This is a genomic window from Deinococcus fonticola (genome assembly GCF_004634215.1).
Taxonomy (GTDB): Bacteria; Deinococcota; Deinococci; order Deinococcales; family Deinococcaceae; genus Deinococcus; species Deinococcus fonticola.
The window spans coordinates 87720-112874 of record NZ_SMMH01000010.1; the positions used below are offsets into that span (position 1 = coordinate 87720).

General features: G+C 64.4%; 26 protein-coding genes. 8 read left to right on the top strand and 18 right to left on the bottom strand.

All coding sequences use genetic code 11. From position 1 onward, the window contains the following. The first annotated feature begins 83 nt into the window (after positions 1-83). Positions 84-1232: a DUF418 domain-containing protein gene (locus tag E5Z01_RS07825; RefSeq protein WP_240738235.1), complete on the top strand. Its 1149-nt coding sequence runs from the start codon at positions 84-86 to the stop codon at positions 1230-1232. 22 nt (positions 1233-1254) lie between these two features. Further along, complete coding sequence (locus E5Z01_RS07830) at positions 1255-2259, top strand: aminopeptidase (protein ID WP_167757824.1); 1005 nt, start codon at positions 1255-1257, stop codon at positions 2257-2259. Positions 2260-2305: 46 nt separating this feature from the next. Here E5Z01_RS07830 and obgE read toward each other — a convergent pair whose 3' ends face one another. From obgE to E5Z01_RS07870, 8 genes are all read right to left on the bottom strand, one after another. After that, positions 2306-3634, bottom strand: coding sequence for a GTPase ObgE (obgE, locus tag E5Z01_RS07835; protein WP_135228859.1), 1329 nt, complete (start codon positions 3632-3634; stop codon positions 2306-2308). A 141-nt stretch (positions 3635-3775) separates the two neighbouring features. Beyond that, positions 3776-4051 (bottom strand): 50S ribosomal protein L27, encoded by a 276-nt coding sequence (rpmA, locus tag E5Z01_RS07840; RefSeq protein WP_119764385.1) that lies wholly within the window; start codon positions 4049-4051, stop codon positions 3776-3778. 11 nt (positions 4052-4062) lie between these two features. Further along, a complete protein-coding gene (rplU, locus tag E5Z01_RS07845; RefSeq protein ID WP_119764383.1) occupies positions 4063-4365 on the bottom strand; it encodes a 50S ribosomal protein L21 in 303 nt (100 codons plus the stop codon). 94 nt (positions 4366-4459) lie between these two features. Further along, positions 4460-4846, bottom strand: coding sequence for a hypothetical protein (locus tag E5Z01_RS07850; RefSeq protein WP_135228860.1), 387 nt, complete (start codon positions 4844-4846; stop codon positions 4460-4462). Between the two features lie 182 nt (positions 4847-5028). After that, a complete protein-coding gene (locus tag E5Z01_RS07855; RefSeq protein WP_135228861.1) occupies positions 5029-6744 on the bottom strand; it encodes an ABC transporter substrate-binding protein in 1716 nt (571 codons plus the stop codon). A 561-nt stretch (positions 6745-7305) separates the two neighbouring features. After that, on the bottom strand, positions 7306-7785 hold the full coding sequence (locus tag E5Z01_RS07860; protein WP_135228862.1) for a hypothetical protein: 480 nt from the start codon (positions 7783-7785) through the stop codon (positions 7306-7308). After that, positions 7782-9254 carry a UDP-N-acetylmuramoyl-L-alanyl-D-glutamate--2,6-diaminopimelate ligase gene (locus E5Z01_RS07865; protein ID WP_135228863.1) on the bottom strand — a complete coding sequence of 491 codons (1473 nt, stop codon included), beginning with the start codon at positions 9252-9254 and terminating at the stop codon, positions 7782-7784. The genes E5Z01_RS07860 and E5Z01_RS07865 overlap by 4 nt, the downstream gene beginning before the upstream one ends. 65 nt (positions 9255-9319) lie before the next feature. Next, positions 9320-10138 carry a hypothetical protein gene (locus E5Z01_RS07870; RefSeq protein WP_135228864.1) on the bottom strand — a complete coding sequence of 273 codons (819 nt, stop codon included), beginning with the start codon at positions 10136-10138 and terminating at the stop codon, positions 9320-9322. A 77-nt stretch (positions 10139-10215) separates the two neighbouring features. Between E5Z01_RS07870 and E5Z01_RS07875 the strand changes: the two genes are divergently transcribed. Further along, entirely contained in the window at positions 10216-10644 is a 429-nt protein-coding gene (locus E5Z01_RS07875) for a hypothetical protein (RefSeq protein ID WP_119764373.1), read from the top strand. Between the two features lie 10 nt (positions 10645-10654). Here E5Z01_RS07875 and E5Z01_RS07880 read toward each other — a convergent pair whose 3' ends face one another. The 6 genes from E5Z01_RS07880 to E5Z01_RS07905 form a co-directional block, all read right to left on the bottom strand. Next, positions 10655-11278 carry a deoxynucleoside kinase gene (locus E5Z01_RS07880; RefSeq protein ID WP_135228865.1) on the bottom strand — a complete coding sequence of 208 codons (624 nt, stop codon included), beginning with the start codon at positions 11276-11278 and terminating at the stop codon, positions 10655-10657. 97 nt (positions 11279-11375) lie between these two features. Next, positions 11376-11987 carry a deoxynucleoside kinase gene (locus tag E5Z01_RS07885; RefSeq protein ID WP_135228866.1) on the bottom strand — a complete coding sequence of 204 codons (612 nt, stop codon included), beginning with the start codon at positions 11985-11987 and terminating at the stop codon, positions 11376-11378. A gap of 134 nt (positions 11988-12121) precedes the next feature. Beyond that, positions 12122-12937 (bottom strand): TerC family protein, encoded by an 816-nt coding sequence (locus E5Z01_RS07890; RefSeq protein ID WP_135228867.1) that lies wholly within the window; start codon positions 12935-12937, stop codon positions 12122-12124. Positions 12938-13151: 214 nt separating this feature from the next. Beyond that, positions 13152-13667, bottom strand: a complete 516-nt coding sequence (locus E5Z01_RS07895; RefSeq protein WP_135228868.1) for a DinB family protein — start codon at positions 13665-13667, stop codon at positions 13152-13154. Positions 13668-13699: 32 nt separating this feature from the next. Continuing rightward, positions 13700-14371 carry a tRNA (guanosine(18)-2'-O)-methyltransferase TrmH gene (gene trmH / locus E5Z01_RS07900; RefSeq protein ID WP_135228869.1) on the bottom strand — a complete coding sequence of 224 codons (672 nt, stop codon included), beginning with the start codon at positions 14369-14371 and terminating at the stop codon, positions 13700-13702. Between the two features lie 93 nt (positions 14372-14464). After that, the gene (locus E5Z01_RS07905; RefSeq protein ID WP_135228870.1) at positions 14465-15079 is read right to left on the bottom strand and encodes an ArsR/SmtB family transcription factor; all 615 of its coding nucleotides are present in this window, start codon (positions 15077-15079) and stop codon (positions 14465-14467) included. Positions 15080-15260: 181 nt separating this feature from the next. Here E5Z01_RS07905 and E5Z01_RS07910 point away from each other — a divergent pair, with 181 nt between their 5' ends. Continuing rightward, positions 15261-16601 carry an MFS transporter gene (locus tag E5Z01_RS07910; protein WP_135228871.1) on the top strand — a complete coding sequence of 447 codons (1341 nt, stop codon included), beginning with the start codon at positions 15261-15263 and terminating at the stop codon, positions 16599-16601. A 110-nt stretch (positions 16602-16711) separates the two neighbouring features. Here the strand turns inward: E5Z01_RS07910 and E5Z01_RS07915 are convergent, their stop codons facing one another. Together E5Z01_RS07915 and E5Z01_RS07920 are read right to left on the bottom strand one after the other, a co-directional pair. Further along, positions 16712-18064, bottom strand: coding sequence for an MATE family efflux transporter (locus E5Z01_RS07915; RefSeq protein WP_135228872.1), 1353 nt, complete (start codon positions 18062-18064; stop codon positions 16712-16714). Between the two features lie 318 nt (positions 18065-18382). Next, on the bottom strand, positions 18383-19612 hold the full coding sequence (locus E5Z01_RS07920) for a citrate synthase family protein (protein WP_240738236.1): 1230 nt from the start codon (positions 19610-19612) through the stop codon (positions 18383-18385). 183 nt (positions 19613-19795) lie between these two features. On the opposite strand from E5Z01_RS07920, the gene E5Z01_RS07925 reads away from it, so the two are divergent. Beyond that, the gene (locus tag E5Z01_RS07925) at positions 19796-21106 is read left to right on the top strand and encodes a pyruvate carboxyltransferase (RefSeq protein ID WP_135228873.1); all 1311 of its coding nucleotides are present in this window, start codon (positions 19796-19798) and stop codon (positions 21104-21106) included. 134 nt (positions 21107-21240) lie between these two features. Here E5Z01_RS07925 and E5Z01_RS07930 read toward each other — a convergent pair whose 3' ends face one another. Further along, on the bottom strand, positions 21241-21768 hold the full coding sequence (locus E5Z01_RS07930; RefSeq protein WP_240738237.1) for an SRPBCC family protein: 528 nt from the start codon (positions 21766-21768) through the stop codon (positions 21241-21243). A 291-nt stretch (positions 21769-22059) separates the two neighbouring features. Between E5Z01_RS07930 and E5Z01_RS07935 the strand changes: the two genes are divergently transcribed. Further along, on the top strand, positions 22060-22869 hold the full coding sequence (locus E5Z01_RS07935) for a polyphosphate kinase 2 family protein (protein ID WP_135228874.1): 810 nt from the start codon (positions 22060-22062) through the stop codon (positions 22867-22869). Here E5Z01_RS07935 and E5Z01_RS07940 read toward each other — a convergent pair. Next, positions 22853-23767, bottom strand: a complete 915-nt coding sequence (locus E5Z01_RS07940; protein ID WP_135228875.1) for a metallophosphoesterase — start codon at positions 23765-23767, stop codon at positions 22853-22855. The genes E5Z01_RS07935 and E5Z01_RS07940 overlap by 17 nt on opposite strands. Positions 23768-23997: 230 nt before the next feature. On the opposite strand from E5Z01_RS07940, the gene E5Z01_RS07945 reads away from it, so the two are divergent. Both E5Z01_RS07945 and E5Z01_RS07950 read left to right on the top strand, forming a co-directional pair. Then, the gene (locus E5Z01_RS07945; protein WP_338069134.1) at positions 23998-24279 is read left to right on the top strand and encodes a hypothetical protein; all 282 of its coding nucleotides are present in this window, start codon (positions 23998-24000) and stop codon (positions 24277-24279) included. Further along, a complete protein-coding gene (locus tag E5Z01_RS07950; protein WP_119764349.1) occupies positions 24276-25109 on the top strand; it encodes a metallophosphoesterase in 834 nt (277 codons plus the stop codon). The genes E5Z01_RS07945 and E5Z01_RS07950 overlap by 4 nt, the downstream gene beginning before the upstream one ends. The last annotated feature ends 46 nt before the right edge of the window (positions 25110-25155 follow it).

Sequence of the window (25155 nt, forward strand, 5' to 3'; positions counted from 1 at the left end):
TCTGACATCACCGCCCAAGAGGCGGATTTTTTATTGTTAGTTTCAGTCAACGTGCCTCATGCGCCTTCCGCTAGGCTGCTGGGGTGACTGTTCCCGCCACTCCCTCCGCTCCTGAGTCTGCTGGGCCGGTGCGTGACCGCTCCCCGCTGCCCGACGTGCTGCGCGGGCTGGCCCTGGCCGGCATCCTGATCGTGAACATGCAGGATTTTGCGGGCTTCCGGGTATGGCGCCAGTCCGGCCTGGACGGCATTGCGCAGACCCTCACGGACGTGCTGGCCAACGGGCGCTTCATCAGTATTTTTGCCATGCTGTTCGGGTGGGGCGCGGCGGGGTTGCTGGCGCGGCACGGCGCAGGGCTGTTCGTCAAGCGGCACCTGATCCTGCTGCTGATCGGCTCGCTGCACTTCGTGCTGGTGTGGCACGGGGACATCATCAGCAATTACGCCCTGCTCGGCCTGTCACTGCTGATGTTCGGTTCGCTCGGGGTCAGGGCGCTGCTGAGCGTCGCGGGGGTGTCGGGCGGGTGGTGGCTGGTGGAAAAATCACTGGACGCCGCCCGCTCTTTCGCCTATCAGCCCCTGCCACGTTCCGCGAACCTGCCCGACCTGGCCCCCGGCATCACCTACCCACAGGTGTTGAGCGAAAGAGCCCGTGAATTCCTGCCTGATCTGCTTGGCGGCAGCCTTTACAACGGGTTCTGGCTGCTGGCGCTGTTCTGCCTGGGGGCGGCGGCGTACAAAACTGGGCTGCTGACCCGCCCGCAGCAGCATGTACCGCTGCTCAGGAAACTGGCCGTCTGGGGCACCCTGGCTGGTGGGATCCTGGGCATGTGGCTGGCTTACCTGAACACGCGGCCAGATTTCGCCAGCGCCCTGCTGGGCATTCCCGTGCGGATGGGCGGCGGCCTGGCGGGCGCGCTGGGGTACGTGGGCATCATCGGTCTGCTGACCGTGCAGGGCCGCCTGGGGTGGCTCAAGCAGTTTGCCAACAGTGGCCGCATCGCCATGAGCAACTACCTGGCCCAGAGCCTTGTGATGACCACCCTCTTCTACCCTTACGCCGGAGCGCAGTGGGGTAGGTGGGGTGCGGCGTCCACCCTGGCCCTGGCGCTGGCCTTCAGTGCCGGGCAGGTGTGGCTGAGCGGCCTGATCGTGCAGCGGTACGGCAGCGGCCCTCTGGAGAGACTGGTGCGGCGTATCGTGTACGGGTCAAGGAAGGAACACCATGCGTAGACGATCCCTTTTCCTCCTTGCTGTGGCGAGCGTTTTGTTCTTGACCTCGTGCGATACGGCCCGTTACCTGTGGCAGGCGGCTGGTGGACAGCTTTCGCTGCTGCGGAACGCCAGGCCCATCCCGGAGGTGCTGGCGAACCCCGGAACATCTCCCGAAGTGCGCCGCAAACTGGCGCTGGCCCAGCAGGTGCGGCAATTTGCCCTGACCGAACTGGGCCTCCCGGATCACGGTTCCTTCCGTTCGTTCGTTGACCTGGGCCGCCCGCACGTGGTGTGGAACGTGTTCAGTGCCCCGGAATTCAGCCTCGAGTTGCGGACGCGCTGCTTTCCGGTGGTGGGATGCGTGGCGTACCAGGGATTCTTTCGTGAAGCCGACGCCCGTCAGGAAGAACAGAAACGCCGCGCAAACGGCGACGATGTGATGGTGGGGGGCGTGTCGGCGTACAGCACCCTGGGCTACCTGAAAGACCCGGTGCTGTCCAGCATGTTCACCAACAGTGACGCCTGGCTGGTGCGCACCATCATTCACGAGCTGTCTCACCCGGCGCTGTACGTGGCGGGCGACACGGTGTTCAGCGAGTCCTACGCCACCACCGTCGAGAACGAGGGGATGAAGCGCTGGCTGGAGCGGTACGGCACACCGGAATTGGCCGCCCAGGACGCCGCCGAACGTCAGCGCAACGAGCAGTGGCAGGCGCTGTCCCTCGGTGCCCGCCGGCAACTGGCGGAACTGTACGCGCAGTCCCTCCCCGAGGCCCAGAAACGCCAGCGAAAAGCAACCATTCTGGATGACCTGCAAAGTCGCGCCACCGCCCTGCGCCGCGAGTGGTTCGGCCCGGAGGCCAGCCCCGCCGCACGCCAGAACAACGCCTCGCTGGGGGCGGTGGCCGCCTACGCCGACCTCGTGCCTGATTTCGAGACGCTCCTGGCCCGCGTTCAGGGGGACATTCCCAACTTCATTCAGGAAGCGGAGAAGTGCGCCCGGAAACCGAAAGATGAGCGGGTGGCTTGCCTGCAAGGCAAGTAAAAAGCAGGGGCCTCACGCCCCCGCTCTTTGCACATGCCGCTTGCGGCTATCCCCTGTCCTGTTCGTCCTCGTCGAAGTACTCGAAACGGAACGTGCCGATCTCCACGGTGTCGCCTTCGCGTGCTCCGGCGCGTTTCAGGGCGTTGTACAGACCCTGGCGCTTGAACAGGTTGCCCAGGTACTCGGCAGCTTCCTCCATGTACCGCGAGAAGCGCACCAGTTTCTCCTGAAACCCGCCGCCGTGAACTTCCCACACGCGCTCGGGTTGCCCGTCGTTGATGATCCCCACGCCTTTGGCGGCCGGATCGATGCGGAAAGTGATGCTGAGCGGCGCCTCGATGACCTGATCGGGCTCCAACTCCAGCGCGTTGCGCTCGGCCCACAACTCGAATTCGGGCAGCATCTGGAAAAGGGTTTCCTTGAGTTCGGGCAGCCCGTGGCCTTCCCTGGCGCTCACCTTCAGCACAGGCAGGCCAGAGTGAACCAGGTCGTCCTCGACCATACTGGCCAGTTCCTCGTCGACCAGCTCGATCTTGTTCAGCGCGATCACGGCCACATTTTCCAGCAGCGTGGCGTCGTAGGTTCGCAGCTCGGCCTGAAGCTGGCGCAGTTCTTCCACCGGGTCGCGGGTCACGTCCAGCACGTAAATAAGCAGGCGCGTGCGGCTGATGTGCCGCAGGAATTCCAGGCCCAGCCCCTTGCCCTCGGACGCGCCCTCGATGATGCCGGGAATGTCGGCCATGGTGAAGCGTTCATCGGCGTTTTCGCGCTGCACCACCCCCAGGATGGGCGACAGGGTGGTGAACGGATAATCCGCGATGGCCGGGTTGGCGCGGGACAGGGCTGCCAGCAGGCTGCTTTTCCCGGCGTTCGGATAGCCCACCAGGCCCACGTCGGCAATCAGGCGCAGTTCCAGCCGCACGCGGCGCTTCTGCCCCGGCACGCCCAATTCAGCAAACCGCGGGGCCTGACGGGTACTGCTGGTAAAGGTGCTATTGCCACGCCCCCCCGCGCCCCCCCGCGCGATGACCTTCTCCTGGCCCACCGCCACCAGATCGGCAATGACCTTGCCGCTGTCCTCGTCGAACGCCGTGGTGCCCACCGGAACGTCGATAAACACGTCCTCGCCATCGGCCCCCTGCCGCAGACGGCCCTCGCCGTAGCCGCCGTTCGGGGCCTTGAACTTGCGCTTGCCCACCAGGCGCTCCAGCGACTCCACGCTCTGGGTGGCCCGCAGGATGATGTCGCCGCCCTTCCCGCCGTGACCGCCGTCCGGGCCGCCCTTCTCCATGTACTTCGCCCGGTGGAAACTCATGCTGCCGTCGCCACCATTCCCGGCAGCCACCTCGATATTCAGGACGTCTCTAAATGCCATAACTGGCTCCTTCTGGATTTAGGCTTGCCGCTTATGCCGGGGGTTCGTGGAAAGAAGCCCCTTCCAGATCACAAGCTACACGCTACAAGTCAATAAAAGAACGCCCCACCTTGCTGGCAGGGCGCAGGGTCACGCCGGGGTTCAGTCGGCAGCAGCTTCGGTCTGGGGGGCCTGAACGCTGATGAAGCGTCCGCTGCGGCCACGGTTCGTGAACACCACGTTGCCGTCCACCAGGGCGAACAGCGTGTGGTCACGGCCCATCCCGACGTTCGGGCCAGCCTTGAACTTGGTGCCGCGCTGGCGCACCAGGATGTTGCCGGCCAGGACTTTCTCGCCGCCGAACTTCTTCACGCCCAGGTACTTGGGTTGGCTGTCGCGTCCGTTCTTGGACGAACCTACGCCTTTCTTGTGAGCCATTTCAATTCACCTTACCCTTTGATTCCCAGAATCTTGATCGCCGTGTAGTCCTGACGGTGACCGGTGCGGCGGCGGTACTGAATGCCGCTCTTGTACTTGCGGATGTAGATTTTCTTGCCGCGGCCGTGCTCGACCACTTCGGCGTTCACGGTGAACTTACCGGCGTCGTCGCCGAAAACCACCTGGTCGCCACCCACGAAGATGGGTTTCAGGTCGAGTTTATCGCCCGCTTCGCCTTTGAGGCTCTCGACACGGATCACGTCGCCTTCGGAGACGCGGTACTGCTTCCCGCCCGTTTGAATGATTGCAAACATGATTTTGCTCCTGTTCTTGCCGCCGCGCCCCGAAACGCTGCCAGGGGGACGTGCTTTTTTCGCTGCTCGCGTTCAGCGCCCGCAGAGACGCCGATCACCAAGCGAAGAGTGTAACACATTCGGGGTGTGTTGGGAACATGCCCGAACCGGAAGAAACAGAACCGGAACGGGTCAAAAGCAGGCAACAGTCGCCCTGCCGGGCGAAGTCTGAGTTGCGTGCCTGTTCCCGTTCTCTCAACGTGTCCTTGCGGTACACGTGGACTCGATTGACGCGAGTCATATTCCCTGAACCTCCAGGCGGCTTGCCCTGAAACAGGGTGCGCCGCTGCGAACACGGATTATAGCAGGCTGACGGTCGCTGGCGGTCAAGGGAGAGCGCCGAGACTTCTAAACACAGGTCGCTGGAGGAAGTGGCGTCGTCCTTCCAGGCGAGCAGCGCGAGCCACCGGCTGGCGTTCTGAAGTGACAGGTCACGCAGCACACCAGTCTTCTCTGGCTTCGTCAGCCTGTTTCTGGCAGTTGAGGGCCGTTCCAGGCCCATCCACAACCGTATAAGACGCCGCCCTGGCCCTCGACTGGTACAGGCAGCCGAAGACCGGCTCAACGGGTACCCTCCTGCGCTGGGGCACCCGTTTGCCGGTCTGTGGAAAGCCGTGACTCAGGTTATTTCTTGCGCAGGTCCTTCCACAGCACGCCGCCCGGGGAGGTCAGCATGGGGTTGAAGTTTTCGGCAGAGATGCCCACCAGATTGTTGCGGAAATGCACGAAGCGCGTGGCGGCAGCCATGTTGATGGCGGGGGCCGTGTCGTAGGCACGCTTGCCGAGCTGCGAGTACCACTTGCTGCGCTCCACGGGGTTGCCCGTCTGGCGGGCCTGTTGCAGCAGGATGTCCATGCGTTCGTCGCGGTAGTTGGACACGCTGGAATAGAACCCGTCACTGGCGTAGTAGGTGTACAAGAAGTTGTCGGGGTCGGCGTAATCGGGAATCCAGGTGATCAGGAACAGCGATTCCTTGCCGAGTTTGCTGTCGCTGATCAGGTCGCTCCACTGCTTGGGCTGAAGGACGATCTTGAATTTCGGGTTGATCGCCTCGATGCTTTTCTTCAGCAATTCAAAGTTCGTCTGTGCCCCGACACTGCCTGCGCGGTAATTCACGACGAGCTTGAAACCCTTGTTCCACAGTTCGCCCTTGTACGCTTGCTTGAAGAAATAGGCGGCCTGCGCGGGGTTATAGGTGTACATCTTGATGCTGTCGTCGTATCCGAAGAAGGCGTCAGGCATCAGCATGGTGCGCTGTTTGCCCTTGCCGTTGAGCAGGACATTGATCGCCTCAGGGTAGTTGTATGCGTAACTGAAGGCCTTGCGGACGTTGATGTTGGCAAAGAAGTCCGCCGGGATGCCCTGTCCGTCCAGTTTGCCACTGCCGATCAGGCGCGGGTCTTTGATGCTGTTGTTCATCAGAATGGCCGCTGCGGTGACGTTCGGCAGGTCGTCGACCCAGCCCACACCCGGCTTGCCTTTGATCTGTTCCTCGTCCACAGCGCGGCTGCCACCCTCGATGAAGTCGGCGTCGCCTTTCAGGAAAGCCTGAATGCGCACAGCTTGATCCGTCACTTTGCGGCGCAGTACGCGGTCGATGGGCGCCTTACCGCCCCAGTAGGCAGGAAAGGCTTCCAGCAGGATGCTGCCGGCGTCCATGCGTAAGAAACGGTACGCGCCGGTGCCGTTGGGTGCCCTACTCAGTTTCGAGTCGGTCAGGTCTTTGCCCACCCAGTCGCGCCAGTCCTTCTCGGTGCCGCTCCATTCGCCTATTTTGGCGCTGTAGGCGCGTTCCACGATGCCGTTACCGTAGAAGGCCAGCTTGGCCAGAAAGGTACCGTCTGGTTTGGGCATGTTGAAAACCAGTTGTCCGGCCGCGTTGCACTCTACCGCCTTCTGAATCCGTGCCCAGGTAATGGTTTTGTCTTTCCAGGCGTTGTCCTGCGTACCCAGCAGGCTTTCGGAAAGGAACCAGTTGCCACTGTTGCTGTTGTTGGTCACCAGGTTGCGTTGGAAGGTGTAGCGGGCGTCCGCGCAGGTAAAGGGCGCGCCGCTATGGAATTTCACCCCTTTCCGCAGGTCGAAGGTGTAGGTCTTGTTGCCGTTGCTGATGGCCCATTTGGTGGCCAGCATCGGCTCGAACTGGCGTATGGACGACCCTTTGTACCCCACCAGCCTTTCGTACACGTTCTCGACGATGCTACCGGAGCTGTCGTCGTAGGCGGCCCCGGGATCCAGGGTAGGGATGTCGGCCCCCTGCATGATGACCAGGGTGTCCTGAGGAGCGGCGGCCTGGGCAGCGCCCAGCAGCAGCCACGAAAGCAGCAGCAACTTCTTCATGTTGAATATTCTTGCCTGGTGCTCCCTACATTCTTCTTACATCTCGTGTTCATGCTCACCCGAACTTTACCTTTATTTATACGCAGTTCAGTCTGTATAAAGATAAATCACACACTGAACTTATCCGGAAAAATAGGTGCCACTCAAGCATAAGGGGGTGTCCCAAAGCAGGAAAGCAACCAAAAAGAAGACCCGCACTCAAGGTAACATTATTCATACCGGGCTCAGCTGATACGCGGCAGTTGCGTGTATCCCAGAAGCTTGATCAAGGGTGGGTTTCCGGTGGTGGTCGGGTGGGGTGTACCCCCTTGGGGGCCGTAGTCTAAAAAACTGGCACTGTTGAGCCCGCAGTCTCCTGAGCCACTGGTAAGCCTGGTGTGCCCTCTCCTTCGTGACTTTGGAAAGATTGCTCGAATCCACCCGGCACCGCCTGGAACAGTCTTTTCTTTCCTACACCTGGGGAAATAGATTCCCCACTCTCCTTGACAGAGCCAGCTGAGGTACCCGCAGCGCAGCCCCCGCCAGCATGAACGACTTCCAGTTCATCAGGCTTCGGAAGTGCTAGGGGCGCTTGGGTTGCGTCGGCGGGTTCAGGAGGTCACCGGCCTGTGTCTGGGCCGCCTCGTCGAACCCGCCGATCACGTACACCGCTTCCATATTCGGTGTGTACAGCACCGTGGCCACGTTCTGGCGCACCAGTTCCTGAAGGGCCATGTCGGCTTCCTGCACCGTACAGCGGGTATTCAGGGCCACCTCGGCCACGCTCAGGCGGCCTCCGCTGCGGCGGGCATAGGCTAGAATTTTCTGTTCCAGACGCCGGTTGACGCCCAGGGTGGTCGGCGCACGGCGCAGACGCCGCAGCAGCGCCAACACCGCGCCCGCCGCCAGCCACAGACCCAGCGTGACCCACACGCCCGCTCGCAAGTCCTGTACGCCCGGAAACGCTTCTCCCGGATCGAACAGCACCAGGAACAGAAAGTAAAGTCCAGCCCCGCCCAGCGCCAGAAACAGCACCAACAGCAGCCACCACAGCCACTTCATTTCCGGAGTCCCAGGGCCTCTAGCGCCTCCTGCACCTCGTTCCACGGAATGGTTTCCGTAGCGCGTTCCAGCGTGTCCTCGGGGCCTTTGCCGGCCAGCAGCACCGTGTCGGCCGCTTGTGCCTGCTGAAGAATGTGCCGGATGGCCTCACGCCGATCTCCAATACTGCTGAAGTTGCGGCGGCCCGCTTCTCTCGCGCCCCGTTCCATCTCGTTCAGGATGTCCTGCAGGGGCGTGTCGCGGCTGTCTTCCTCGGTAAATACCGCCTGATCGGCCAGCCGGGTGGCGACCTCACCCAGTGGCGCGCGCTTGTAAGGATCACGCGGGCCGCCGGCCGAACCCAGCAGCACCCACAGTTTGCCGCGCGTGGTGGTGCGCAGGGTGCTCAGGGCTTTTTCCAGGCTGGGCGGTGTGTGCGCGAAATCCACGATGACACGCGGCGCATCGTCTGCACCCGGCACCAGTTCCATGCGCCCCGGCACGCCCCGGAACGAAGCCAGGCCCGCCACCAGTTGCGCCGGCGTGGCCCCCAGCTGGTGCGCCACCGCCATCCCCGCCAGGGCGTTGGCCACGTTGAAGCGCCCGATCATGGGCAGGTGCGCGTCGAATTCGGCCGTGGGCGACACCACCTGAAAATGTAGCCCTGTGGCGCGTTCCTCGATTCTGCTGGCCTGCCAGTCCGCCGCCTGGCCCTCCATGCTGTAGGTCGTTTCCGCCGGGGCAATGCCGGACAGGTGCGCCGTCCACGGATCGTCGGCGTTGAGCACCGCAAAGCGCGCCCGCTCCACCAGTTTGCGTTTGTCGGCAAAGTAGTTCTCTACCGTGCCATGAAAATCCAGGTGCTCACTGCTCAGGTGCGTCCACACCGCCACGTCCCAGTCCACGGCCCGTACGCGGTGCAGCGCCAGGGCGTGACTGCTGGCCTCCAGCACCACCGCCTGCGCCCCCGCGCCCAGCATGTCCCGTAAAGTCTCCTGCACCTGCGGGGCTTCCGGCGTGGTGAAGTGTGCCGGAAAGTGCCGCAGCGCCCCGTCCGGCAGTTCGTAGCCCACCGTGCTCAGCAGGCCCGTGGAAAGGCCCGCCTCGCGCAGCAGGTGACGGGTCAGCCAGCTGGTGGTGGTCTTTCCGTCCGTTCCGGTCACGCCTACTACCTTCAGCGCCCGGCTGGGGTGCCCGGCCAGCGCCGCCGCCGCGTCTGCCAGGGCTTCACGCGCGTTCGGCACAGTCAGGTAAGGCAAGGGCGAGGACTGACCGTCTGGAAGTCCCTCACCGATTACCGCTACCGCGCCCTTCTGCGCGGCTTTCTGCAGAAACGAATGCCCATCGAACTTCGCCCCACGAATCGCCACGAACGCTAACCCCGGCTGCACCCAGTCCGCATTGTGGGTCACACCCACCACCTCCAGCCCCTGTGGCGGCAGGTCACGGGCAGACACGTTCAGGGCGGCGGCAAGGTCGGCAAGGCGCATAGGGCGAGGGTAGCAGAACAGCAAAACCCACCGCGCAAATACGGTGGGGAGAGCGGGCCGAGGGCTTAATTCCTGTTTGAATGCAGGAAGGACTCGGCGAAATTCTTCAGCGTTTTCCCGGAAAAGCTTTGCTGGGACATTCCCCCGGCCAGATCTATAGCCACAGCGCTGGTCAGCACCCAGTTGTTCGTGGGCAAGGTGCCGCTGGTCATGGTCACTGCCGTGCTCTGGGCCACCATTTCAAAAGAGTCGTACTCAACGGTACTTTTCATGATCAGGGTGGCCTTGTTCCAGCCCTTCACATAGTTGATGTTCGTATTCAAACTCACTGTAAATGTTTTGTCTGCTGTACAGGCGAGGTTGCCGGATGTCTTGACCGCTTGATCGGCATAGACCAGTGCCCCGGTCGCCACCGTGATGGTCGCCGTCCCCGTTCCGGTTGTCTTGTTGACCTGGTCGTCGGTGATGATGGTGACGGGCGCGATAGTTCCATCTTGATTGGCATCCACGCTCACGTCCAGACCACTGATCTGCGCATTGGGGTTGCTGACCGTGATTTTTCCGGTGCACCCACTGGAAGTTTCCGGAGCCGTCACTTTTTTCAGGGCGGCCGCCGAGGGCACTGGCAGGCTGGCGGTAAAGGAACCGTTCGCGTTCAGGTCGCCCAGTTTCGTTTTCTGTCCTGCGTCGTCCGTCCCATAGATGCTGCCCGCACCGCCCGTCCAGGCTCCTGTGGTCAGCTTCAAGGTCTCATCGAGACTGGCGTCCATCACCTGACCACTGATACTGGTGAAGTCACTTCCCGAACTGGGCGGACTGGGCTGCGGGCAGGAAACCAGGGTGACCAGACCAGCGCCGAAAATCAGAGCCATTCTTCTCTTCATGGTGGTCATGCTAAACCTGGCTGGCCTCAGCGCGGCGCAGATTTGCCGGGCCGGAACCCAGGCCCCACAATGCAGGCATGCCGAACACCAGCCTGCTTCCCCTGCCCGCCCTGGGTCTGCTGTTCCTGAGCGCCTGCGTGCCCACGCCGAATGCGGCCTCCAGCAGCGCCCCAACGGCCACCTACGCCGGGCCGCTGCTGCCGCAGAACCAGACTGCCCGGCTGTACTGCGACCGCAACCTGCTGGTGAAGGCGGTGGACGGCAACCCGGCGTACCAGCGGAACCTGAACGCTTACTGCAATTTCTCGCTGAGGCCGGGGATGCACCTGATCACGCTGAGCGGCGTGCGTGGGCCGGAATTCACGTTCCCGTTCCAGGCCGAGGAAGGCAAAACGTACACCTTGCGGGCGCTTTACACCGGAAGCACCGTGACGAGTGCCGCGCTGAAGGTGCTGCCGAACGACGCGGCATTTAACAGCAACGAGGCCACCAACCCGCAACCCTGATTCCGCTACTTCAGCGCAGCAGCGGCAGCCCGAACCCCTGGGCCTGCACACGCCCGCACACCCACTCGAAAGCCTGTGGATCGTGCACGAAATCCAGCTTGTTGCCGTCGACCCGCACCACCGGACAGTCGCCAAAGCGGGCAATCCAGTCGTCGTACAGCACATTCAGGCCACTCAGGTAGGCGTCCGGGATGTCCTGCTCGTAGGCGCGGCCGCGCAAGGCGATCCGGCGCCTCAAGGTGGGCAGCGAAGCGTCGATATGAATCAGCAGATCCGGCACGCGCAGGGCCGGCAGGATGCCGCTGTACAGGCCCCAGTACGTCTCCCAGTCGCGCTTTTCCATGTTGCCCTGCTGGTACAGGTTGCGCGCGAAAATGTTGGCGTCCTCGAACACGGTTCTGTCCTGAATGACGTAGCGCGCACCCGTCACCAGGTTCAGGTGCTGCTCCAGCCGCCGGCTCAGGAAGTACACCTGAGAGTGAAACGAGAAGCGCCGCATATCGGCGTAAAAGTCTTCCAGGTAAGGGTTTTCGGCGTAAGGCTCGTACACCGGACGCAGCCCGTAGCGCTCCGAGAGCATCCGCGTCAGGGTGCTCTTGCCACTGCCGATATTGCCGGAAATGGCTAGGTACATGGGTGACCCGCTGCGCTCCTGGCGGTGTGGTGGCGGACGTGGGACGTGTGGAAAGCCCCTCCCGCACCCCATACCCCACGTTCTCCGTTCCCGACCATCAGTCGGCGGCCCTTCCGGCGTTCAGGGCCTCGTCGATGCGGGTCAGCAGGGCCTGTTCATCTTCGGGGCGTTCCACGAAATCGTACCCGGCGGCGTCGATGATCAGGTGCGGGTGGGGATAGGTACGGAAATAATCGTCGTAACGGGCGGTCAGGTCGGCCAGGTACTCGGCCTTCATGTCGTCCTCGAAGGAACGGCCCCGTTTCTCGATGCGGCGCAGCAGCTCGTCGGTGTCGGCCCGCAGGTACACCACCAGGTCCGGCACCGGCAGGCGCGGGGACAGGTGGGTGTACAGGTCCTGATACAGCGCGAACTCGGCGTCCTTGAGGTTCATGGCCGCGAAGATGAAGTCCTTGTCGAACAGGTAGTCGCTGACCACGTTGCCGCTGAAGAGTCCCGGCTGCGCGAGCGCCGAAAGCTGCTTGAAGCGCGAGAGCAGGAAAAACACCTGCACCTGAAACGAGTAGGCGTCCGGCTGCTGGTAGAAGTGGGCCAGAAAGGGGTTTTCCTCCACGATCTCCAGGTTCAGTTCAGCACCGTAACGCCGGGCCAGGCGGCCGGCCAGACTGGTTTTTCCCACCCCGATGGGGCCTTCGACGACAAGGTACATAGACGGCTCAGAGCATAGCGTTCCCGCCTGGCGGGCGGGTTAGTGCCCAGTACCCGTGCCCAGGCCCAGACATGAAAAAAGCCACCTCCAGAACGGAAGTGGCCAGTATGGAAGTGACCCCGATATGCCCCGAATCAACGCCTGTCTGAGGGCAGAGGCGGGCTGAGCTCTTCATCTGTTTCGGAGAGGTCGGTGCCTTCAAGGTGGGCCAGGCGCTCGGCTTCCTCGTCGCTCATGGCGGGTTTGCGGGTGGCCAGGAAGGAACCGATGATGGCAATGGCGGCCATGACACCCCAGAAAAGGGCGCTGGGCATGTGCCAGGTCGGCACCGAGGGATACACCTCGTGCGCGGCTTCCAGCGTTTCCACGCCCAGTTTCACGGCAATCCAGCCCACCAGCGCGTAAGCCACCGTATCGAAGGCCGGGTACTTGTTCAGCAGCTTCAGGAACAGCGTGGCGGCAATACGCATCAGGATCAGGCCGATGATCCCGCCGATAATCACGATGGTCAGACCCTGGTTGCTGGGCATGCCGCGCGGAATCAGGGCCACGCCCGCCAGGATGCTGTCCACGCTGAAGGCCAGGTCGGTCAGGTTCAGCATCACCACCGTCATCCAGAAGCCCATTTTGCGCCCGCCGCCCTCGGCGTGGTGGTCTTCTTTCTTGGTGAAGTGACTGATCGCCAGGTAAGCCAGGTACAGGGCCCCGAACGCCCTGAGCCACCAGTACTCCAGCACGAAACTGGCCAGCAGCACGCCCAGGACGCGCAGCACGACCGCCCCGCCGATGCCGTAGGCCAGGGCTTTGCGTTGCAGGTCGCCCTTCAGGTGACGCACCATGACCGCCAGCACCAGCGCGTTGTCTGCCGAGAGCAGGCCCTCCAACAGCACCAGCGTGCCCAGAATGGCCCAGAACTCCGGCGTCAGGGGCGGCATTTCCAGCCCGAACATCAACGAACCTCCGTACGGGTCGGCTTCCAGAAAACAGGTTTGTTCAAAGTGGTTCCCTCTGGCCCCACAACGTCCTCCAGGGACGTTCAAGAGGCGCGGTTGCAGGGATCAGTTTAACGGCTCGCAGTGAATCGCGCACGCCGCAGGAGTACACAATGCACGAAAAGCCCGCCGCAAAAGGCGGGAATCGCCGCTGAGGGGCAGGTAAGCCCCATTACCTCAGAATGGAGAGGTAAGCCTGCCACGGCCCCACCGCCTCGCGGTAGTTTCCGGCCAGGGTGCGCGAAATCTGCACCAGGTGCGCATGGTCGTGAACCGTCCAGGTGCTCAGCAGTTGCGCCAGCGTGACTGTTCCGAACTCCGGGTGCTGCCCGGTGCGGTTCAGGTCGGCGGGCGTGAGGTTAAGGGCCTGTAAGGCCTGCAAGTTGGCCCCGCGCACAGCCTGAAATTCACTCAGGAGCTGAACGGTGGACACGTCCGGCGACCTTTGCAGATGGGCAAAACGGTCGAACGGTGGGAAGGCCCCACCCTGCTCCAGAATGGCCCGGACGCGCGGCAGCCAGTTGTGGTGTTCGGCCAGGATCAGGTGCGCCACCACCTGATGCGGACTCCAGGTATCCGCGCCTTCGTTGGTGTGCAGCCACTCACTGCTCAGGCCTGTCAGCAGGCCGATCAGGGTGGCCGGGGTGCGGCGCAGCAGCAGCAGGGCATCGTCCAGGTTGAATTCCATGTCGGTGGTCTCCTTGGGGGAGTGCGCTGGCTTCAGGAGATGATCTGGCCCGTTTCGTCGAGGGCGGGGTAGGCTTCGCCGCGTTCGCGGTAGGCGGGGGCAAGATCAGGGTAGGCCCATTCGAAGGCCAGGGCGGCCAGGTCAGCCGGCGCGAGTTGCGGCGCGGCGTACATCCCGGCCGCCAGCCGTTGCCGCTGTGCCTCGAACAGGATGGTGGCGGCGGCCACCGACACGTTCAGGCTCTGCACCATCCCGAACATGGGAATGACGATGTTGTGATCCGCCGCCTGCGCCGCCCCGTCGCCCACGCCCCACTTCTCCGCGCCCAGCAGTACGCAGGTGGGCCGCGTGTAATCGACCTCGCGGTAATCCACGCTGCGCTGCGAGAGGTGCGTGGCGAGCACCTGAAAGCCGCGCCCCTGCAACTCGCGCACGGCCGCCAGGGCGTCAGTCTGTTTGTTCACCTTGACCCATTTGTGGGCGCTGCCGCTGGTGGCGTCGTAGGTATGCCCCTCGAACTCGGCCAGTTTCCCGCCGCTGGGCGGCACGGCGTGGGCCTCCAGCACGCCCACGGCGTCGCAGGTGCGCACGATCGCCGAGAGGTTGTGGGGCTTGTTCACCTCGTCCATCAGGACGGTCAGGGTCGGCTGGCGCTTTTGCAGCACGCGCAGGATCTTCGCAAATCGTTCAGGGGTGGGGGCCATCGCCAGGGCAGTGTAAACCCAACCCGTTCAGACGGGCGGCCTGACCGACCACGCCGGCCTGTTTCCTGGGATGCCGATGGCACCCTCTTCTGGTCAATCGACCGGGCGCGACAGGGGCGTCAGGCCCAGAATCAGGCCGTACCGTTTCGGGCCGCTGCGCCCTTCGTAGCGCTGGTAAAGGGTGTCCAGTTCAGCGGCAAGTTCCTCGGCCTCGGCGGGCGTCAGGTACAGCGCCGCCGACTGCGTGAAGTACGCGGCGGGATGTTCGGGGCGTTCGGGAAGCTCATCGGCGGTGCCCCAGATCAGCGCGCCGGCACTGTTCAGGCTCACCTGCACGGTGCGCTGCTCGTCAGTGCCCGTGAGGCGCTCCAGTTCCTCCATGAATTCCCGCAGCCACGCCTTCCCCAGCGAGAGTTCCTGAAGGGCCTCAGGGCTGAGCAGGTCGGCCGAAAAGACGAAGGCGGTGGCCACCGCCTCGTAGAGTTTCAGGGGGCGGCCCCGGCGCGGCACCTCGCCCACCACCCGCAGCAGCCCGGCGCGCCGAAGCTGCTGCACGCGGTAATGCAGGGTTTCCACACGCATATCCTGCGCCTGCGCGACTTGCGACAGGGTGCGCGGGCCGCGCATGAACGGCTTGAGCAGGCGGGCGACGTCGGGCCGGGCCAGCAGGTTCGCCGCTTCCGGGGTGGTGATGGAATAAGGCGTCATCCCAACCCCCTCTGCTTCGTGGGCCTTCCGCAAACTACCGGCGGTTCGGCTCCCGTCACCAGCCCAGGATGGCCGGTTCTGCCCCCGGTCGGGTTCGCCTTCGATTCACCTGAAGCGCCGCTCACCCTTCTACTTTAAATGGCTTATTTCCTCTGAAGTAGAGAAGCTTCACCATAAGCCCATGCCACTCTTGACTGGTCTGCGCGGTTACACCGTCATCTGGGCCGGGCAACTCGTCGGCGTGCTCGGATCGTCCATCACACGTTTCGCCATTCCGCTGTGGGTGTGGCAGGAAACGCACAGCGCCACCGCCATGGCCTACATGGGCCTGTTCGCCATGCTGCCTTTGCTGCTGTTCTCCCCGCTGGCGGGCGCGCTGGTCGACCGCTGGAGTCATCACCTCAAGCGCGTGATGATGATCTCGGATGTCACGAATTTCCTGAGCGGCCTGCTGCTGCTGTTGCTGCTCGGCACCAACCATCTGGCGTTGGGCTGGATTTACGCGCTGATGGCTTTCCAGGCCCTGGCCGAGTCGTTCCAGTGGCCCTCCTACTCGCTGGCGTCCACCGTGATGCTGCCCAAGGAGCAGTACCAGCGGGCCAGCGCCATGCAGGGCACGGTGCTGTCGGTGGCGGGCATCGCCGCGCCCATGCTGGGTGCTTTGCTGTACGCACAGGTCGGCCTGACGCGCATCGTCGAACTTGACCTGATCTGCGCCGCCATCGCCATTCTGGCCCTGCTGCCCGTGCTTGTTCCGCGCCCGCCGCGCAGTGAAACCGGGCAGCAGGCGCAGGGAAACCTCTGGAAAGAAGCAGTGTACGGGTTCCGGTTCATCGCCTCGCACCCCAGTCTGCTGGCCCTGCAGGGCGTGTTCCTGCTGGGCAACCTGCTGAGCAACCTGTTCGGCAGCCTGCACGCCCCCATGATCCTGGCCCGCACTGCCAGCAACGCGAAGGCGCTGGCGGCGGTGGAAATGGCCGGGGGGATCAGCGCCCTGGTGGCGGGCGTGCTGCTGAGCGCCTGGGGCGGCCCGAAAAAGCGGATTTACGGCGTGCTGATCGGCTGGATGATCGCCCTGAGCGGCACCCTCATTCTGGGGCTGGGGCAGAGCGTGCCGGTGTGGATTCTGGGGGCGGTCATCGCCTCTTTCTCGGCCCCGCTGACCAACAGCAGCAACCAGGCCATCTGGCAGATGAAAACCCCGCCGGACGTGCAGGGCAAGGTGTTCGCGGCGCGGCGCGTGATCGCCTGGGGGGCCACGCCCCTGGCCACGCTGATCGCCGGGCCGCTGGCGGACAGGTGGCTCAACCCCGGCATGGCGGCGGGCGGGTCGCTGGCGCCTATTTTCGGCCCGCTGGTCGGCACGGGCCCCGGCGCAGGCATCAGCCTGCTGGGCGTGTTCGTGGGCGTGTTGGGGCTGGTCATCATGGGCCTGATGTTCAGCGTGGAGCGCGTTCGGGACGTGGAAACCCTGGTGCCCGACTTCGACGAAACAGACGCGAAGGCCGCCCAGCCCGCATAGGTTTGACGTGGCCTGCATAACGCGCTATAGTTTTTGACATCACCGCCCAAGAGGCGGTTTTTTTATGGCGTGTTGTACGGACGGGCTGAACGTGCAGGCTTTGCCGCACTTCAGGCGGGAGATTCATGCGCGTTTCGCCGGGTGAGGCGGAAAAACCGCCAGACCAGGGCCGCCGCGGCGAAAGTCAGTCCAGCGGTCAGACCGAACCACAGACCGCGAGAACCAAGGCCCAGCCCAAAGGCGAGCAGACTGCCGGAACCCAGGCCGAGCAGCCAGTAGGCCACCAGCGAGACGATCAGCGGCAGGCGGGTGTCGTGCAGGCCGCGCAGGGCGCCGTTGGCGGTGACCTGCAGGCCGTCCACGGTCTGAAAGAAGGCCGCGATGGTCAGGAAGCCCGTGGCGGTGGTGATCAGCGCGGCATTGCGGGGATCGTGGACGTTCACGAACACGCCCAGGATGCTCTGCGGCGCCAGCAGTTCCAACGTGGCAAAACTGAGCATGACGGTCACGGCCAGGGCCAGCCCGATCAGCCCGGCGCGGCGTGCCCCGGCGTGGTCTCTGGCGCCGGCGTTGTGCCCGACGCGCACGCTGGTGGCCGAGGCGAGCCCCAGCGGGATCATGAACATGGCGTTAATGGCCTGCAAGGTGATGTTGTGCGCCGCCAGCGTTTCCGGGCCGAAGCGGGCCATCAGCAGGGTGGTGACGGTAAACATGCCGCCTTCTGCGCCCAGCGTCAGGCCGATGGGCCACCCGAGTCTGAACAGGGCGCGCAGTTCGGTGGACAGACCCGGGGGCACCGCGCGACCGGCGCGTTTCAGGGCGCTGGGCCACAGCACGGCGGCCATCAACCAGGCGGCGCTGACACTGGCACCTGCAGCTCCCGCCACCCCCAGCGCCGGCAGCGGCCCCCACCCGAAGGTCAGGGCCGGGCTGACCAGGCCCGCGCACGCCAGCCCCAGGAAGGCAGTCAGGGTGACGGGCCGGGGCTTTCCCGTGCCCTCCAGCGTGCCGCGCAGGGCCATGAAAGCCAGGGTGGGCAGCATCCCCAGCGAGTACACGCGCAGGTACGTGGCGGCCAGGTCGCTGCGAATATCGGCCGGGGCCAGGTGGGGCAGCAGCGCCGCCACGCCCCAGACCACCGGCAGCATCACCGCGCTGAGCAGCAGCGCCAGCCGCAGGCCCGCGTGCAGGGCGCGGGTCACGCCCGCCGTGTCCCCCGCCCCGTGCGCCTGCGAGACACGCGGCGCGACCGACAGCATGACGCCCACCAGCATCATGAATACCAGGTAGTAGGCGGCGTTCGCGTAAGCGGCGGCGGCCAGTTCCGCGGCGCCCAGCCGTCCGATCACGGCGGTGGCGATCAGGGCCAGCGCGTTCGACGCGAATTGAGACAGGATGACCGGCCCCGCCAGCCTCAGCAGCGACAGCAGTTCCGTTGTCCACACCCTATTCATTGAAGTCATCAGCATCCCGTTTATTTCGTTCCCCCTCTGGAACAACGCCAGAGGGCTTACGGCACGCCCGGGACGCTTGTTGTTCCTGTTCGCTTCGCTCGGCTGGCCAGTGATTTCATAACCGATCAACCGGAATTCTTGTCAGCGCCCCCCATCACCCGCTCGGGGCTGCCGTGACAGTGTAGGCCAGGGCTCCCCCCATCCCGTTCGCAACTCTATTGCGCAAATCCGAGAACAACACCCGAATTTGCTCCACGCCGTTCAGAACAGAATTTTTCTCTTACTCACGCCGTGCGGAAAAGAGAACGGACAATCATATAGAGCGGCTCACTCCATTCGGGTCGAAGTGGCGGGCCCGACGTACCGGGCGCGGGGCCGGATCATCTGCCCGGTCATGACGGTCTCGATGGCGTGGCCCAGCCAGCCGACGCTGCGGGCCAGGGCAAACAGCGTCAGGATGTCCCCGGCCGGGCGGCCCAGCGCGTGAATCAGGGCCGCCAGGGCGAAATCAATGTTGATGCGTTCGCCTGTCTCGGCCTGTACGGCGGCCCTGATTTCCTGCGTGACGTGCACCAGCTGGGCGTCCGGGACAGCCGTCTCCAGGGCTTCCAGCAGAACCGAGGCGCGGGGGTCGCCGTCCGGATACAGCGAGTGGCCGAAGCCGGGCGGGCGACTGTAGCGGCGCGTGGCGTCTCGCAGGGCGGATTTGGGGCCGTCCCGGCGGGCCAGCGAGATCAGGTCGTGGGCGTCCAGCGAGGCCAGGCCGTGCCTGGGGCCTTGCAGGGCGCACAGGGCCGCCAGGGTGGCGTGGTGCAGACTGGCGCCGGAACTGGCGGTCACGCGGGCCGCGAAGGTGCTGACATTGAGTTCGTGATCCGCCAGCACAATCAGCGCACGGCGCAGGAGGTCAGCCTGCGCCGGCACCCCCCAGGCGCGCGCCAGACGCTGGTGGAAAGGCAAGTCAGGCGCACCGGGAAGGCTCACGTGGCGCTCCAGCGTGGCGTACAGCAGGTTCACCACGCGGGCCGCCTGCCTGGGCAGCGCGTCCGGGCGGGCGTCGAGCGCGGTCACGTCGTGCGTTCCGGCGTGGGTCAGCGCGTACCCGAAGGCCTCGGCCGGCAGCAGGGCACGTGGGTGGGCCTGAAGGTTGAGCCGCGCCCGCAGCGGCAACTCGCGCCAGCCGTGCAGATCACCCGTCCACAGCAGCGCCGCCACTTCCTCCACGCTGGCCGTGTCCGCCAGCAGACTGACCTCCTGGCCCCGGTAACTCAGGGTGCCCTCCGAGATGTGCGTCAGGGCGCTCTCCAGAATGGGCGAACCCCAGTTCAGGGCCGTGCCGACCGCTGCCTGTACGGCATTTTCCGGGTTGCGGCGCACCGACTGCCGCCCGATCAGGGCCTGCACGTCCTGCGCGTTGTAGCGTTTCTCCCGCGTTCCCGCTGGCCCGACCTCCGAGCGAATCAGGCCGCGTGACACGTAGGCGTACAGCGTGGCGGGCTTCACACCCAGCAGGCGCGTGGCCTCCGCCGCCGTCAAGGCGATGGGTTGCCCGGTCAAGCCCCTTCACCGAACCAGTCAGCGTGTCTGTCCGGCAAGGTGGCTGGTTCAATCTTTCTCTGGGGCGTGCTGAAAAGCCAGTGCATATCCACAAGAGCAACGCCATCAAGAGTCATACTTCAATCTAACATTGATTCTTTAATCAAGATTGACGACATTGATAAACCCCCGTACCTTGCCGGTATGACCAGTGAATTTTCGGTGCGTGACGTTCCTGAACCTGACCTCTTCCCCACCGCTTTTCCCGCTGAGGCGTTCCCGCAGTTCGTGTGGCAGGGCGAGAAGCCGCCGCACCTGCCCGCGCAGGCGTGGACGACCGAAACCACGCACCGCGACGGGCAGCAGGGCGGACTGCCCCTGACGGCAGATGACGGCCTGCGCATTTACGAGCTGATGGGCGAATTCACCGGCGAGTCCGGGGCCCTGCGGCAGGCCGAGTTCTTCGTGTACCGCCCTGCCGACCGCGCCATGCTGGAAGGCGCCCTGGAACGCTGGAGGGGTGGTCACCCGGTGGAGCCGACCACCTGGATTCGCGCCACGCGCAAGGACGCCGAGCTGGTGGCGCACCTGGGCGTGCGCGAGACGGGCATGCTCGCCAGCGCCAGTGATTACCACACCTTCCATAAGTTCACGCCGGGCGGACGGGCGCAGGCGGCCCGCATGTACCTGGACGCCGTGCAGGCGGTGCTGGACGCGGGCTTAAGGCCGCGCCTGCATCTGGAGGACGCCACCCGCGCCCCGCGTGAATTCATTCTGCCGTTCGTGCAGGAGGTGCAGCGCCTGTCGCAGGCTTACCCGGAAAGCCAGGCCCCGCGCTTTCGCATCTGCGACACGATGGGCGTGGGGCTGCCGCTGGAGGGCGTGGCGTGGCCGCGCAGTGTGCCGGGCATGGTGCGCGAACTCATGGAGGCGGGCGTGCCGGGCGAGCTGCTGGAGTTCCACCCGCACAACGACACGCACCTGATCGTGGCGAACTGCCTGGCGGCGGTCATGGCGGGGTGCGCGGCCATCAACGGCACGCTGCTCGGCAAAGGCGAACGCAGCGGCAATGCCCCACTGGAGGGCGTGCTGCTGCACATGGTGGGTATGGGGCTGTCGGCCATGCCGAATTTCAAAGCACTGAACGAACTGGAAACCCTGTACGCCGGGCTGGGGCAGGGGGTTCCGGCCAAGTACCCGCTGTACGGACGGGACGCGCACCGCACCCGCGCAGGTATTCACGCCGACGGACTGAACAAATTCTGGCCCATGTACGCACCGTTCGACGTGCCGAAACTGCTGGGCCGCCCGCTGGAAGTGAGCCTGACGAAGGACAGCGGCCTGGCGGGGTTGATTTTCCTGATCAAGCAGCACACCGGCCACGAACTGCCCAAAGACCACCCTGGCCTGCAACAGTTGCACGCCGACCTGAGCGCCGAATTCGATGGCGGGCGGCAGACGGCGGTGGAATGGGAAGAAGTCGCTGGGCGGGCCGAGAAGCTGTCCCTTGCCTGACCGCTAGCCAGAGCGGAAAACACTGAAGGCCGGGAGATCAGGCGGGTTTGTTCGCCCCCATTGACCTTCCGGCTCTCGATGACGCTGTTTAGAGCAGGTATGCGAATTCCGTTGTCAATGCTCTCAAAGTGTGTCTATGCCTGCTTGCTGTTCTGGCTGATGCTGGCGCTCATGTTCTGGAAGGTGCGGGAAATCATTTTCTGTCCCTGTTCCTCGGCCATTTTTCCGGCCATGTTCGCCAGCGGGCCGCGCATGTCGGCACTTCCCTGCCAGTCGAGGGTGGTGGTGCCGTCGCCATTGTCCACCACGTTGGCGCTGGCGATCAGTTCCAGGGCGCTGCCCAGGCCGCCTCCGGTGACCTTCACGTTCACGCGGTTCTGCGTGGAGTCGGGCACCACTTCAATATTCAGTTTGATTTTGCTTTTCATGAAGCCCGAGCCCATGCTGACGTGCCCCTGCAGGTGCGTGGCATCGATCACGCGCACGTCCTCTATGCGCGGCAGGCACCGCGCCACCTGCGCGGGGTCGCTGATAAAGGCCCACACGGCGGCGGGCGGCGCTTGCACTTTTTCCTGTCCGGAGTAACTGAGGTTCACGCCCGACACTATAGGCAGCGTGCAGAAGCGCGTGCTGAGGCTGGCCTCATGGAAAATACGGTTCACGTTGATTTCAGGCTGCTTTCCAGCGTGATGAGGCGCTCCTGCACGAATGTCAGCAGATCCTCTTCCTGATTCCAGTCCTGCATTTGCTACAGCGGGAACGGCTGCGCTTGAGGACGCGTGGCGTGACGCTGCACGGTTTCCTCGAAAGGCAGCCGCAACCTCCGCGCCGTGCCTTATCCTCACCGCTTTTGCCGTCGGACTTGACGCACAGAACAGCCAGAATGGGTTATCAGCCATTTCTAAAGTGTCCTTCTTAAACCCTGGGAGCCTCAGGCCCTTAGACTCGTGCTCATGAAAACTGACCAGTACCGCGTGAAAAAAGGCAAGAAAGCCAGACTGAGCGACTGGAACACCGACGACAACGGCGGACTCACCAAAGAGGAGGCGCCCGCCCTGGACGCCGAACTCAGCGAGGAGCTGTTCGAGTGGCAAGAACGCCTGTTCGCCGAGGGGAAACAGGCCCTGCTGATCATCTTGCAGGCGCGGGACGCTGCCGGGAAGGATGGCGTGGTGAAAAAAGTCATCGGGGATTTCAACCCGAACGGCATTCACATCGCCAACTTCAAGGTGCCCAGCGAGGAAGAGCGCGCCCATGACTTCCTGTGGCGCATTCACGCGCAGGTGCCGAAAAAGGGCATGGTGGGCGTCTTCAACCGCAGCCACTATGAAGATGTGCTGGTCACGCGCGTGTACGACATGATCGACGACAAGACCGCGCACAGCCACCTGGAGCACATCGTGAACTTCGAGAAACTGCTGACCGATACGGGCACCCGCATCCTGAAGTTCTATCTGCACATCAGCCCCGATGAGCAGAAGGAACGCCTGCAGGCCCGGCTGGACGAACCCGGCAAGAACTGGAAATTCAACCCCGGTGACCTGAAAGACCGCGAGCACTGGGACAGCTTCACGGACGCCTACCAAGACGCCCTGACCACCAGCACCGACGCCGCCCCCTGGTACGTGATTCCCGCCGACCGCAAGTGGTTCCGCGACCTGGTGATCAGCCAGGTCATCCTGGACACCCTGAAGGACATGAACCCGCAGTACCCCGAGATCGATTACGACCCGAAAAGCGTGGTGATCAAGGACTTGAAGTAGACGGTAAGCCGTCCCCGGCTGGCGTCAAGTCCAGCAGCGTGATTTCCGGTTGGCACAGATTACGCATGGGAATGCCGCTGACACCCAGGCCCCGGCTGACGTAGGCGGGCGCGGCGTGGGCGCCCTGCACCCAGCCCATGGCGTAGCGCTGGCCGTACTCGCTGGGCACGACGGGCGCACCGATCAGGGGAAAACGCACCTGCCCGCCGTGCGTGTGGCCGCTCAGGGTCAGGCCGATGCCGGGCGGCAGGTCTGGCAAGATGTCTGGGTTGTGGGACACCAGGAGGGTGGCGCGGCTCCCGGCGCCTTGCAGGGCGGCTTTCACACTGGGCTGCCCGTGCCACAGGTCATCGATGCCGCCCACGTGCAGGTCGCCCCGAACGGCCACGCCCTGGTTGCGTAGAATCGTCACGCCGTGGGACGCGAAAGCCTGGCGCAGTTCCTCACGTTTGGCGGGCCAGTCGGGCCGGGCCGGGCCGTACTGCCGGCCACCGTAGAGGCCGAAGCTGCCGTAATCATGGTTGCCCCACACGCCATACACGCCCAGCGGCGCCCGCAGGCGTTGCAACTCCCTGAGCAGCGGGCCAGGCGGGGCGTCCATGCGGCTGTCCAGCTGGTCGCCGCCCAGCAGGATCAGGTTCGGGTGCAGCGCGTTGGTGGCCTTCACCCACTCGCGTACGCTGCCCGCCGCGATGTACAGGCCGTAATGCAGGTCGGTCAGAAAGACGACCCGAACCGGGTTTTTTAGCCCAGACAGCGGCCGGGTGTGGCGGGTGACGCCGAACCGGTAGGCCTGCGCCACAGTCGCGCCGCCCAGCGTCCCCAGGGCCAGCGTGCCAGTCAGCAGGCCGCGCAGGAAACGGCGACGCACCGGATCAGCGGGTGGGGGGCGGTTCATGCTGCCCAGGGTAACGGGTACGCCACGAAGGCACATCCGCTGGAAGTTGTACCCCGCCCCGCAACTGAGAAAAAGGCTGCGAAGCGTCGAGAGGGTAGCCGCCGCGACTTTCAGAACCGGGGTACAGCGTGGGCATGGAAGGGAAACCCCCCTGGCGCGCGCGGCTGAACATGGCAATTGATTGGCAATTGATATAGCCCTGGCCGCCGCCACTTCGTACACTACTCGTCATGATGCCCGACGCCTCCCCCACCGACGCGCCTCTTGATTTATTCGTCATCGACCTGATCGACGACCAGACGGGACTGGCCGACGTGGAAGACCTTCAGGGCCGCACCTTTCAGATTCCCGCCGCGTGGTTGCCTGCCGCTGCGGACGGCGCGGCTTACCGCGTGAGCGTCACCGCGCAGGGCGTGACCTTTACCCCGGACGCCAGCGGCGCGCGGCTGCTGCGCGAACGCAGCAAGCAGACGCTGCTGGACTTCCACCCGGAACCGGAGGAAAACGCATGACCCGGCAGGTGGTGGTTATCCCCGACCTGCACGGCAGGGCCGACCTGCTGGACGCCGCCATTCGGCAGTTTCCGGACGCGCATTTCCTGCAACTCGGGGACGTCATCGACCGTGGCCCGCACAGCATGGCAACGGTCGCCAAGCTGCTGGAACTGAAGGCACAGGGCCGCGCCACGCTGCTGATGGGCAACCACGAGCGCATGGCGCAGATAGGCCCCGACTGGTACGCGCAGTACATGGGCACGCATGACATGGGCGATTACCGCCGCGCCATGGAAGGCTACCAGTCGTGGATGCGCGCGGGCGGCGAGACGGTTCGCCAGGAACTGGGCGGCCTGACGCTGGAGCAGTTCCCTCCCCTGCTGCTGGAATACCTGCGTGAACTCAAGCGCGTGGTGTACGTCACGGCCGACGGCGAAGTGCACGATCAACCACCTGGCGCGCCCAGCGTGCTGGTGTCGCACGCCGCGCCGCCCGTCAAGCACCAGCAATATCCCAACCCCCTCTCGGCGGCGCTGTGGCTGCGCCCCTTCGAGGGCCCCTTTCCGCTGCCGGAAGGCGTGGTGTACAGCATTCACGGCCACACGCCGGTGCGCAATCCCACGCGCCTGAACCGTCACGTATACGCCGACCTGGGCGCGTACCAGACCGGACGGCTGGCCCTGCTGGAAGTCGGCAACCCGCAGTTGCACCCGAAAGTCACTGTCCTGTGCGGCCCCGGGCAACCCGAGCGGGCCAACAAGTACATCCAGTTCGGCGAGATGCTGCCCGTTACCCCGGTCGACCTGGCCGCTGGAAAACCCGGTGAAAGACCTTACTACCGCGCCTGAACCAACAACCAAGAAAAAAATATCCCCGCCAGAGCTGTGCTCCACG